The sequence below is a fragment of the Micromonospora maritima genome, assembly GCF_902825405.1.
GTDB classification, from domain to species: Bacteria; Actinomycetota; Actinomycetes; order Mycobacteriales; family Micromonosporaceae; genus Micromonospora; species Micromonospora maritima.
Map to the genome: position 1 here is coordinate 1 of NZ_CADEAU010000173.1, position 10,182 is coordinate 10,182.

Here is a 10,182-nt window from a genome sequence, read left to right on the forward strand (position 1 = left end):
CACCCCGGGGGTAGTCCGCTGAACGTCGCGGTGGGGCTGGCCCGGCTGGGCCGCCCCACGGCGATGCTGGCCCGGTTCTCCCGCGCCGCCCTCGGTCGCCGCCTGCGCGCCCACGCCGAGCGCAACGGGGTGGACCTGACCGCGGCGGTCGCCGACGACCGGCCCGCCACCCTGGCCGTGGTGTCGCTCGCATCCACCGGGGCCGCCGACTACGACTTCTACCTGGACGGCACGGCCGACTGGCACTGGACCGCCGAGGAACTGGCCGCCCTGCCTGCCGGCACCCGGGTGCTGCACACCGGCTCCCTCGCCGCCCTGCTCCCGCCCGGCGCGGACCGGGTGGCCGAGCTGATCTCCCGGGAGCACGCCACCGGCCGGGTGCTGGTCAGCCTCGACCCGAACGTGCGCCCGGCGATGCTCACCGATCCCGCCGGCGCCCGCCGGCGCCTGCTCGCCCTGGCCCGGCACGCGCACCTGGTCAAGGCCAGCGACGAGGACCTGGCCTGGCTCTTCCCGGGCGCCCCGGTGGAGACCGCCGCGAGTCGGTTGCGCGACCTGGGGGTACGACTGGTCGTGGTCACCCGGGGCGCGCAGGGCTCGTACGCGCTCACCGCCGGGGTGTGCCTGCACCACCCGGCCCGCCCCGTGCCCGTGGTGGACACCGTCGGTGCGGGCGACGCGTTCACCGCCGGTCTGCTCGACGCCCTGGTCGAGGCCGACGCGGCCCACCCGTCCACGGTCGGCGAGCTGGACGAGGCGAGACTGCGGCAGGTGCTCGACCGGGCCACCCGGGTCGCGGCCGTCACCTGCACGCGGGCCGGCGCCGACCCACCCCACCGCGCCGACCTGCTGTGACATATCGCCCACGCTGCGGGCCTGCGCGTTCGACGGCCGATACCTAGAGTCGGGCCATGAGCACCGACAGGGACGTGCGGGGCTGGCTCCGCCGCCGTGGCACCGACCGGATCGCGCATCCCGGAGGCACCCTCTACGCCCACCTGTGTCGGGTCGACGAACGGCTCGCCGCGCTCGGCTGCGACAGTGCGGTCCAGGCCGCGGGCCTCACCCATGCCGTCTACGGCACCGACGGGTTCGACCTCGTCCTGCTGGACCGGGCCGAGCGCGCGGTGCTGCGGGACCTCGTCGGCGTCGACGCCGAGGAGATCGTCCACCTGTACGGCGCCTGCGACCGCGGCCGCACCTGGCGGACGCTGGCCGAGACCGGGCAGGTGTTCGATCGTTTCGCCGGCCGGGTGAGAACGCCGGATCCGGCTCGACTCCGGTCGCTCGTGGACCTGAGCATCGTCAACGAACTGGACGTCGTCGAGCACGATCCGGAGATCGCCGACCGGTACGGCGCCTACTTCCGGGACCTGTTCGCCTCCTGGGCCCCGCTGGCCTCGGAGCAGGTCGTCCGCGACGCGCAGCGGGTGCTGCGGCCGTGACGCCCGACCCGCGTCCGAGGGCCCCCGAAGGCGGTCGCGTCCGGGCCGTCTACCCGGGCAGCTTCGATCCCTTCACGGCCGGGCACCTGGACGTGGTGCGCCGGGCACGCCACCTCTTCGACGAGGTGGTCGTGCTCGTCGCGGTCAACAGCGCCAAGCATCCGGGCCGCGACACCGAGGAACGGGCGTGCGAGGTCCGGGCCGCTCTGCCTTCCTCATGGACCTCCGTCACGGTGGCGGCCTGGCGCGGGTTGACCGCCATCTGGTGCCGGCGCCACGGGGCTCAGGTGATCGTCCGTGGCCTGCGGAACACCACCGACCTCCAGACCGAGTGCCAGCTCGCCGCCATGAACCAGTCGCTCGGCGTCCCCACGGTGTTTCTGCCCGCGCGGCCCGAACTGGCCGGGATCTCGTCGACCGCGGTACGCGCCGGTGAGGCACTAGGCTACGACCCTGACGCCGTGAGCCATGGGGAGAGACCGACATGTCGCAGGGACGAGCCGACCAGCCCGTCGAGGAGCTGACCTCCAAGCTGGACACCACGGTGCCGCACTCGGCCCGGGTGTGGAACTACTGGCTCGGCGGCAAGGACAACTTCGCCCCCGACCGGGCCGTCGGTGACCAGGTGCGGGCGGTCTTCCCCGAGATCGTGGAGGCGGCACAGTACTCGCGGGCGTTCCTGCGCCGCGCGGTCACGTACCTCGCCGGCGAGGCGGGCGTCCGCCAGTTCCTGGACGTCGGCACCGGCCTGCCCACGGCCGACAACACCCACCAGGTCGCCCAGGGGATCACCCCCCAGGCACGCATCGTGTACGTCGACAACGACCCGATGGTCCTCACGCACGCCCGGGTGCTGCTGACCAGCAGCGAGGAGGGCGCCACGCGCTACGTCGACGCCGACCTGCGCGACCCGGAGAAGATCGTCCAGGGCGCCTCCGCGACGCTGGACTTCACCGAGCCCATCGCGTTGATGATGCTCGGTGTCATGGGACATGTGCGGGAACCGGCCGAGGCACGGGCCATCGTCGACGCCCTGGTCTCCACGCTGCCGTCCGGCAGCTTCCTGGCGATGTCCGACGGCACGGCCACCAGCGAGCGGGTGATCGAGTCGCACCGGCAGTACAACGAGAGCGGCGCCGTGCCGTACCACCTGCGCGAGGTCGCCGACTTCACCGCCTTCTTCCACGGCCTCGACCTCGTCGAGCCGGGTGTCGTGCCGCTCGGTCGCTGGCGTCCGGAGAGCGAGCCGACCGCCGTCGTGGACGGCTACTGCGGGGTCGCCCGCAAGCCGTGACCCGCGGACGCCGACTCGCGCGGCACCGGAGGCTCGCACCGTCCCGGTGATCGCCTGCGGCCGTGCACGTCGACGAGGCCATCGATCTGGCCGAGGAACTGGTTCGCCGGGACTATCCGCCGGCGTGGGTGGTGCGACACCCGGGGCCGGGCGTGGACGTCAGCGGCCCCGGCTGGTCCCGCCGTGCCGCGAGGTGACGGCCGACCGCGATCCCGAGCGCCGCGCCGATGCCGGCGGGAGCGGCGGCGACGGCCAGAACGAGGGCGTCCCCGGCGGCGCTGTGGTGGGGAGAGCCCAGCCATGTGCCGGCGTGGAAGGAGCAGAGCAGCACCAGCACCACGGGCCAGATCCGATGGTTCCGGCGACCCCTCACCAAGCCGACCAGCAGGCCGGCGACGGTGAGTCCGATCGTCATGACGAGGAGAGCGGTGGGGGCGCGTTCGATCGAACCGCCGGCGCTCGCCGCGAACCAGCCCGTCGGCATGCCGAGCCCGACCGCGAGGATGCCCGCCGTCAGCGGGCTGCCGATTCGCACCACCGGACCGTAGCAACCGGCGACGAGCCCTTGTCGTGTGCGCGGACGCTCCAGCCGCACCCAGGCCCTCCGGGGCCGCGAGGGAGCGACGGGGGGTACGGTGCATCGCCATGAGCTACGACCTGATCTTCGTGCCCCGGGGCGACGACCAGTCGTGGGACGACGCGTTGGAGGCGGCCGAGGAGACTGACGACGACGCGCGCCCACGCGGCGAGGCGTGGGCCCGACTGGTGACTGCGGTGCGGCAGGTGCTCGGTGAGGTCTCCGTCTTCGAGGGTGCCCACCACTACGAGCTGACCCACGAGCCGACCGGTATCCAGGTCAGCTACTTCGCCGGCGAAGCGGCGATCACCGTCCCCTTCTGGTATCGGGGCGCGGAAGCCCAAGCGGTCGTCGCGGCGATGTACCGGCTCGGCGAGACTGTCCAGGCGGTCACGGGCCTAGCCGGGTACGACCCCCAGATGGAGCTGCCGATGGCGGACGCCGTCGCGCGGGCGGGGGATGCGGTCAGGATGTTCGACGAGGTGGCATCGTCCTTCGCGGCCCGGGGGATCTCCAGCCCAGCAACGGTTGAGCGGATCGCCTCCGGCGGTCAGCGCGTCGGGTCTGGGGTGACCGGCTGCCGGAGGATGGTGCGCTGCCTGTCGGGCGCGACCCGGCGGAAGTCGCTGAGGTAGATCTCGTGGTGCTTCCCGGTCATCCGGAGCCGGTTGCCGGGGACGTACTCGTGGTGCAGCCGGTCGAGCACCTCGGCCTCGTCGTCGAACGAGCCGACGTGCAGCGTCTGCACGCAGCGTCCCTCGGACAGCGTGTCGAGGCGGACGTCGTCGAGGCGGGCCGGTGGGTTCCTGGCGCCGGCCTGCGCGACGGCGTCGGTGACCATGGCCGGCTCGATCCAGTCGGGCACCATGAGCAACAGCGTCCAGTTCCACTGTGACTTCTGCCGTGCGGTGGTGAACGAGGCCATGTCCTCGGCCCACCACAGACCCTCCAGGGGCGGGACGACGTAGTCGCGTCCGAGGTCGCGCTTGCTGGCGAACTTCAGCTTGTACGCCGTCGGGTAGAGCGCCTCGACCGCCTGGGTGAAGGCGGGCGAGGTGTTGGGGTCGCCGTGGCCGTCGATCATGAGGTATCGCATGTCCGGCACGTCGACCAGCCGGAACCGGCCCTGCGGGGCGCGGTAGGCGTCAAGCGTCTTCTTGAAGTCGATCTTCTGTGCGGTCGTGTTCGTCATGGGGCACCTGGACTCGGGTGGCGAGCCACTGCCTCTCTGCCTGCATCAGGCTCAGGGAGTAGGAGAAGACCTCGCGCGCCGCGTGCGGGAGGGACGCCTGCGCGCCCTGGGCCGCCCGGACCGCGGCGATCCGGGCGGCGAGCTGGGTCAGCCGGGTACGCAGCGCCTGCGCGTACTGCTGCGGGGTGAGCAGGCCCAGGTTGGCCACGCCGACCAGCAGCGGCTGCGGGTGTGGTCGTGCCTCGGCGATGAGGGCCAGCGTGGTGTGCGCGGCGACTCGGCGGCCCTCGTCGGTGGGGTGGAAGACGCGGCGGGACCTGGCGGCGGCCGGCGCCTCCGGGACGTGGAGCAGACCGCGCTGTTCCAGCTTGGCGAGCAGGTAGTAGATCGAGGAGAACCCGATGTCGGTCCACTGCCGGATGCCCCGCTGCTCGATGACCCGCTCCAGGTCGTAGCCGTGCTGCGGTCGTTCGACGACCAGGCCCAGGACGGTCAGTTCGGCGGGGGTCAGCTCCACCCGCTTACTCTAGCACTAGAATATTCGCCTGCGTGCGGTCCGTGGTCGTCTCCTGGACCGGTCAGCCGACCGGGCGGCTCACCACGTCCCGGACCGCGAGGAAGTCGGCGGTGTGGTCGGCCTGGGGCTTCGACGACGCGAAGCTCACCACCCCCACCGTCTCCCCGTCCGCCCAGCCGCACGAGGTCAGGTAGCCGCCGTCCTCGGTACGTCCCCGCCCGCAGCGGGCCTCGCCCCCGAGCGCGCCCGCGTCGACCGCGGCGGCCTTGGTGATGCGGTACGGCCTGAGTGCCCGGTCCAGGACGGCGACCGGATCGGCGATCGTCCCCGACGCTCCGCTGACGAAGACGATGTCCCCGTCGGGCGAACCGTCCTCGTAGGCCTCGCCGATCGCGCTGGTCGGCTGACCGACCTCGCGCTTGAGCTGCTCCAACTGCTGGACGGCAGCGCCGTACAGCGCCCTGCTCGTCGTCTTCGGCAGACCGAGGAGCGTCGTCGGCGCGGACAGTTTCCGAGGTGGCGGCGTGCTGGCCGACGCCGACGCCGACGCGGCGGAGGCCGGCGACGCGGCCCGCGGGCCGGGCGCCGACGACGTGCAGGCGGCACCCAGCAGGAGCGCGGCGGCCAGCACGGAGGTGGTCGCGACGGCGGCTCGCGCCGTCGGAGTACGGCGAGTCGTCACGATGGCGCCCCTCTCGACAAGTGATCGAGGCGGAGCCTAGACGAGAGGGCATGTCGACATCGGAGCGGCGCGGGAGGAGGGCGGTCGCCACGGGTCAGCGGGTGAGCGGCACGGGACGGCAGAATTCCGGAATGCGTCGAGAGACCAGTGGCTCGGGCCGTACGGACGGACGCCGCGCCGGAGGCGTCCCGGTGCCCGGCCCGGCGACGGGCGGGCGGACCGCGGGCCGTCGCCTCGGTCTGGCTTCGGCCGCGGTCGCCGCGGTCCTCGTCGTCGTGGGGCTGGTGATCCTCTCGCCCGTCGCGCTGAGGGCGGTGAGCGCGGGCGGCGCGGAGGACTGGAGCCGGCTGAGTGACGTCGGCCAGACCTACGGGGCGGCGTCGGCGGTCCTGTCGGCGCTCGCGCTCGGCGGCGTCGCGGCGTCGCTGCTGCTCCAGGCCCGCCAGAGCAGGGCGGAACGGATCCAGGCCATCCGCGGCTTCCACACCGACCTGATCACGATGCAGCTCGACGACCTGCCCGTCTACCTGCCCTGCTGGGGCCCGCTGGACCTGCCCGACGACACCGCCAGGCGGCAGCACATCTACACCAACCTGCTGATGCAGTACGCCTGGATGGGCTACGAGATCGGCACCATCCCGGAGCCGCTGCTCCGGGACATGCTGGCCGGCATGTTCCGCGGCGACGTCGCCCCGCGCTTCTGGCCGATGGCGCGGACTTCCTGGACGGCGAGCACGGCGGGGACGAGACGGGGACGACGGTTCCTCCGCATCGTCGACGAGGAGTACGCGAGATCGGCGCCGGTGGGGCCGGCGGTGCGCGACGCGGTGTCCGACGATCGTCCCGCTACCGCCCCGGTGCTGGGCTACGTCGTCCTCGGCGTGGCGGCGAGTGTCTCGGCGGGCCTGGTGTGGCGTCGGCGGCGATCGGCTCGTACGCGGGCACGTCGGCCGGGTGCGTGACCACCGTGGGGGTCTCGGGAGCCGTCAGTGTGGCGGCCACAGGCCGCGACGCGCCAGCCGGTCGAGGTGGTCCAGCAGCCGCGTCTCGCTCCGGAGCACCCGGCTCCGCTCCGGTTCACCGAGGCCGACGAGCGGATCGGGGAGCGTCCGGTCCGACGGCACGCGGACCATCGCTCCCGCATAGGTCCGGCACCGGGAACACCAGCTCAAGCCGACGCATCGCTCGTACAGCGGGGAGCCCGGCGGGTGGTACCGGTAGGTGTGGGAGTGGACGACGCCGTCGCACTCCGGGTCGCGGTGGATGTCCCGGGCGTGGCGCACGGAACGCTTGTGCCAGCGCCACCGCGCCCACGTCTCGTGCCCGCCGTCCACGGCCGGAGTGTTCCACGGTGCGGGGCGGGCGAGAAGAGGGTGACGCCGTGGGCTGCGGCGCCGATCCGCGGGTGGGGGCGGTGATGTCGATCCGCTCGACGGGCCAACCTCACCGCAGCTCGGCGTGCGCCTCGGCGAGGAAGCGGTCCCGGTCGTCGCCGTGGGCGATCGCCGCGTCGTAGAGGGCGCCGATCGCGGCGGCCAGCGGGTCGTCGTCGACCAGGGCGGTCAGGGCGGGGAACGCGGCGGCCTGCTGGAGCATCTCCGTGGCGCCCCGCGCGCCGAACGCCTTCGGGTTCGGGCGCAGCGGGACGGTGGTGCGGGGCACCTCGGGGTCGGAGAGCAGCCGGCGGTACGCGGCGGCGCCGCGCTCCTCGGTGAAGGCCCGGGGGAGTGGGCGACCGGCTTCGGCGGCGGTGAGGGCCTCGGCGATCCAACCGAGTTGCTCCAGCCCGGCCACCCGCATCGCGCGGCGGGCCGCCCAGCAGGCCACCTCCCGCTGGCGGGTGGCGGGCAGCGCGTCGAGCCGGTCGAGCAGCCGGCGGTCCATCCGCGCCAGGGACTGCGTCTGACCGCCGAGCTTACGGATTCGATCGGACGGCGGTGGGCCGCCCCACCGCTCGGCCTCCTGCGCGGCGCGGAATCGGCGGTTCTTCTCGGCCCGCGCGGTCGCCTCGGCGGCCTGCCGCCGCAGCGTCTCGACCCACGGGTACGTCGCGCCGCCGTCGAGCAGGTGGTCCCAGATCAGGCCGAGGGCGACGGCGTGCCGGCCGCGCACTCCCTCGTGCCGCAGCGTGACGCCGTCCGGGCCGCTGGTGAGCCGCACCGTGGTGGGTTCGTCGTCCGGCAGGGTGGTCAGCGGGTCGGGGAAGATCGGCGCGTCGGCGGTCGCCCACGACCACGTCAGGGTCTCCGCGTCGACAGGCCTAAGGCGCACCTCCAGGTCACCGACCGGCAGCACGCCCACCGGCAGCTCGACCGGCCCGGGCCGGTGACGGACCACCGTCACCCGGGCCAGGCCGGTGTCGTCCTCGTAGGGGTCGGGCGGAAGCGGCGGCAGGATCGCCGGCCGGGTCGACGGGCGCGGCACCAGGGACAGCATCGCCCACTCGGCGGCCCTGGCCGGCTTCTGCTCCCAGCCGCGCGCGCCGGGGTCGGCCCGCACGGTGCGGCACCCCGTCTCCTCGCCGATCGCCCAGACGTGCAGCTCGTGCTGCTCGGGTGGGTCGTCGTCGGTGCGTACCGTCTCGTGCAGGCGGTGGCGGGCGTGCACCCGCACCCGGATCAACCCGCGCGGCACGGCGACGTCGACGAGGGCCTCCGCGACGCCGCCCATCAGGCCGATCACCGACAGCCGGCCGCTCGGGCTCCAGAGCGTCGCCTCGCTGATCGCGTCCCAACCGGAGTCGACAAGGGTCGGCGGCCCGGACCGGACACGCAGGCGTGCCTCGATCGGTGCGGTGTGGACGCCGCAGAAGCCGGTGAGCTGACTCGGCCCGCCCACGTGCAGGAGGTCGTCGCCCACGGTGTAGATCGGCGTACCGGGCGCACCCGGCACGGTGACCACCTGGTACTGGCAGTAGTCGACGTGCAGCCGCGCCCAGGCGGTCATGCGGCGACCTGCCGCAGCACCGTGGGGTCGGTGATCGTGTCGTCGGCGGCGAGCATGATCGCCTTGGACAGGATCGTCGACAGCATCGGGTCGTCCTCGAACGGCAGGTGCAGCCGCCCGGTGCCCCCGCGTGCGGGGACGATGCACAGGTAGGCGTCGTTGGGCTCCATCAAGATGTTGCCCGAGCCGAGGTGGATCCGGTAGCCGCGCAGGTTGCCGCGGACGTGCAGGTAGCGCTCGGCCAGGGTGACCCGGCCGGCGATGGCCATCCGGGGGAGAAGCCGGGCCAGGGCGTCCCGGCGCACCTGCGCCGACGGGGTCAGCGCCCCGACCACCGTGCGGTGCCAGTAGTCGCGGAACCGGTCCTCGCCGCCGTCGGCCCACTGCGGGTCGGTGGCGATCGAGGTGACGCCGACGAACAGGTCCACGTCGCGCATCGCCTCGGTGAACACCAGCGGCGGCACGTCCGCGACCGGCGCGGGTTCCCAGGTCGCGCCGTCCTGCCTGGCGAAACGCACCTGGTCGGTGGAGCAGTGGTGGACGTCGTAGTCGCGCCGACCGTCGGTCTCGACCAGCTGGTGGTGGAAGGACGCCCGCCACGTGCCGCCGCCGAAGAGCTTCGTGGCCTCGCTGTCGTAGCCGCCGTCCCACGTGCCGAGGTAGCCGGCCTGCCAGCCGCGGCCGCGCATGAGCGCGTTGGCCTGGCGGTAGCGCAGGATGTGCGCGGCGAACCGGTTGGAGTAGGTGCGCGTCCGCTCCTCGGCCGGGGTGAGCAGGTAGACCTCGCGGAAGGCCTGCTTGAACGGTTGCGTCAGGCCGGTGGCGAGCACCCGCTCGCGCCAGGCGAGGGTCTCGTCGACGCGAGCGCGGATGGGATGCCACAGCCGCACCCGGTCACCGCGCGCCGGCCGCCCGTCGAGGCCGACGACCGTCCACCCGTCGGCGTCCGCGCGGGGCAGGCCCGCCGACCACTCCTGCCCGTCGGCGCTGGTCTCCCAGATCAGCCGGCGTCCGTACGTCCCGGTGACCGGGTGGTCCAGGAAGCGGGACACCCAGTCCCGGACGGCCCAGATGCGCTCCTCGGACAGCAGCGCCTCCACCCGCAGCCGCTCGGCGGCAAGCGTCGCGTTCACGCCCTTCACCACGTCGCGCAGCTGCTTCAGCTCGTCGGCGTGCGTCGCCTTGACCGCCGCCGGGACGCCCTTGAGCGCGGTGCCGCCGCGGGCGAAGGCCAGGCGCGCCTTCTCGCCCACCACCCGCACCGTCGCCTCGTACGGGCCGACCTGGACGCGCCGGCTCCCGTCGGAGTCGAGCCCGTGGTCGTCGACGGCGAGTTCCATCACCTCGCTGAGGGACCATCCCCGCAGGGCGCCGAGGCCGGCCAGCGCGGTCTGCACCCGGGCGCGCACCGCCTTGTTCTTCACGGTCGCCGCGAGCCGCGCCAGGGTCCGCACCGGCGCCTCACCGTCGCGCTCCGCGAGCAGGCGCACGGCCGCGATCGCGGTGCGCTGCGCGTGCGGGAAGCCGGA

General features: G+C 73.7%; 13 protein-coding genes. 6 read left to right on the forward strand and 7 right to left on the reverse strand.

Translation table 11 applies throughout. The features are described 5' to 3' along the window. The 4 genes from HUW36_RS16795 to HUW36_RS16810 form a co-directional block, all read left to right on the forward strand. Positions 1 to 855 (forward strand): carbohydrate kinase family protein (locus HUW36_RS16795; protein ID WP_174529039.1); only part of this gene is annotated, 855 nt, incomplete at its 5' end. A gap of 56 nt (positions 856 to 911) precedes the next feature. After that, entirely contained in the window at positions 912 to 1,445 is a 534-nt protein-coding gene (locus HUW36_RS16800) for a DUF6817 domain-containing protein (protein WP_174529040.1), read from the forward strand. Further along, positions 1,442 to 1,969, forward strand: a complete 528-nt coding sequence (coaD, locus tag HUW36_RS16805) for a pantetheine-phosphate adenylyltransferase (protein WP_174529041.1) — start codon at positions 1,442 to 1,444, stop codon at positions 1,967 to 1,969. The genes HUW36_RS16800 and coaD overlap by 4 nt, the downstream gene beginning before the upstream one ends. Continuing rightward, the gene (locus HUW36_RS16810) at positions 1,930 to 2,739 is read left to right on the forward strand and encodes an SAM-dependent methyltransferase (RefSeq protein WP_174529042.1); all 810 of its coding nucleotides are present in this window, start codon (positions 1,930 to 1,932) and stop codon (positions 2,737 to 2,739) included. The genes coaD and HUW36_RS16810 overlap by 40 nt, the downstream gene beginning before the upstream one ends. Positions 2,740 to 2,851: 112 nt before the next feature. Here the strand turns inward: HUW36_RS16810 and HUW36_RS16815 are convergent, their stop codons facing one another. Next, on the reverse strand, positions 2,852 to 3,274 hold the full coding sequence (locus HUW36_RS16815) for a hypothetical protein (RefSeq protein WP_174529043.1): 423 nt from the start codon (positions 3,272 to 3,274) through the stop codon (positions 2,852 to 2,854). A gap of 110 nt (positions 3,275 to 3,384) precedes the next feature. Between HUW36_RS16815 and HUW36_RS16820 the strand changes: the two genes are divergently transcribed. Next, a complete protein-coding gene (locus HUW36_RS16820; protein ID WP_174529044.1) occupies positions 3,385 to 3,951 on the forward strand; it encodes a hypothetical protein in 567 nt (188 codons plus the stop codon). Here HUW36_RS16820 and HUW36_RS16825 read toward each other — a convergent pair. The 3 genes from HUW36_RS16825 to HUW36_RS16835 form a co-directional block, all read right to left on the reverse strand. Continuing rightward, positions 3,867 to 4,508 carry a GyrI-like domain-containing protein gene (locus HUW36_RS16825; RefSeq protein WP_174529045.1) on the reverse strand — a complete coding sequence of 214 codons (642 nt, stop codon included), beginning with the start codon at positions 4,506 to 4,508 and terminating at the stop codon, positions 3,867 to 3,869. The genes HUW36_RS16820 and HUW36_RS16825 overlap by 85 nt on opposite strands. Continuing rightward, complete coding sequence (locus HUW36_RS16830; protein ID WP_174529046.1) at positions 4,462 to 5,025, reverse strand: PadR family transcriptional regulator; 564 nt, start codon at positions 5,023 to 5,025, stop codon at positions 4,462 to 4,464. The genes HUW36_RS16825 and HUW36_RS16830 overlap by 47 nt, the downstream gene beginning before the upstream one ends. A gap of 61 nt (positions 5,026 to 5,086) precedes the next feature. After that, a complete protein-coding gene (locus HUW36_RS16835) occupies positions 5,087 to 5,707 on the reverse strand; it encodes a hypothetical protein (RefSeq protein ID WP_174529047.1) in 621 nt (206 codons plus the stop codon). A gap of 284 nt (positions 5,708 to 5,991) precedes the next feature. Between HUW36_RS16835 and HUW36_RS16840 the strand changes: the two genes are divergently transcribed. Next, the gene (locus HUW36_RS16840; RefSeq protein WP_174529048.1) at positions 5,992 to 6,669 is read left to right on the forward strand and encodes a DUF6082 family protein; all 678 of its coding nucleotides are present in this window, start codon (positions 5,992 to 5,994) and stop codon (positions 6,667 to 6,669) included. A 24-nt stretch (positions 6,670 to 6,693) separates the two neighbouring features. Here the strand turns inward: HUW36_RS16840 and HUW36_RS16845 are convergent, their stop codons facing one another. From HUW36_RS16845 to HUW36_RS16855, 3 genes are all read right to left on the reverse strand, one after another. After that, on the reverse strand, positions 6,694 to 7,041 hold the full coding sequence (locus HUW36_RS16845; RefSeq protein WP_174529049.1) for a hypothetical protein: 348 nt from the start codon (positions 7,039 to 7,041) through the stop codon (positions 6,694 to 6,696). Positions 7,042 to 7,150: 109 nt separating this feature from the next. Then, positions 7,151 to 8,653, reverse strand: coding sequence for a hypothetical protein (locus tag HUW36_RS16850; RefSeq protein WP_174529050.1), 1,503 nt, complete (start codon positions 8,651 to 8,653; stop codon positions 7,151 to 7,153). Continuing rightward, positions 8,650 to 10,182, reverse strand: a 1,533-nt coding sequence (locus HUW36_RS16855; RefSeq protein WP_174529051.1) for a DUF4132 domain-containing protein, incomplete at its 5' end; no start/stop codon positions are given. The genes HUW36_RS16855 and HUW36_RS16850, both read right to left, overlap by 4 nt.

Bases quoted from the DNA above. Each gene is read 5' to 3' on its own strand.
- HUW36_RS16810 (WP_174529042.1), top strand. From the start codon at position 1,930: ATGTCGCAGGGACGAGCCGACCAGCCCGTCGAGGAGCTGACCTCCAAG.
- HUW36_RS16850 (WP_174529050.1), bottom strand. From the start codon at position 8,653: ATGACCGCCTGGGCGCGGCTGCACGTCGACTACTGCCAGTACCAGGTG.
- HUW36_RS16820 (WP_174529044.1), top strand. From the start codon at position 3,385: ATGAGCTACGACCTGATCTTCGTGCCCCGGGGCGACGACCAGTCGTGG.
- HUW36_RS16825 (WP_174529045.1), bottom strand. From the start codon at position 4,508: ATGACGAACACGACCGCACAGAAGATCGACTTCAAGAAGACGCTTGAC.
- HUW36_RS16800 (WP_174529040.1), top strand. From the start codon at position 912: ATGAGCACCGACAGGGACGTGCGGGGCTGGCTCCGCCGCCGTGGCACC.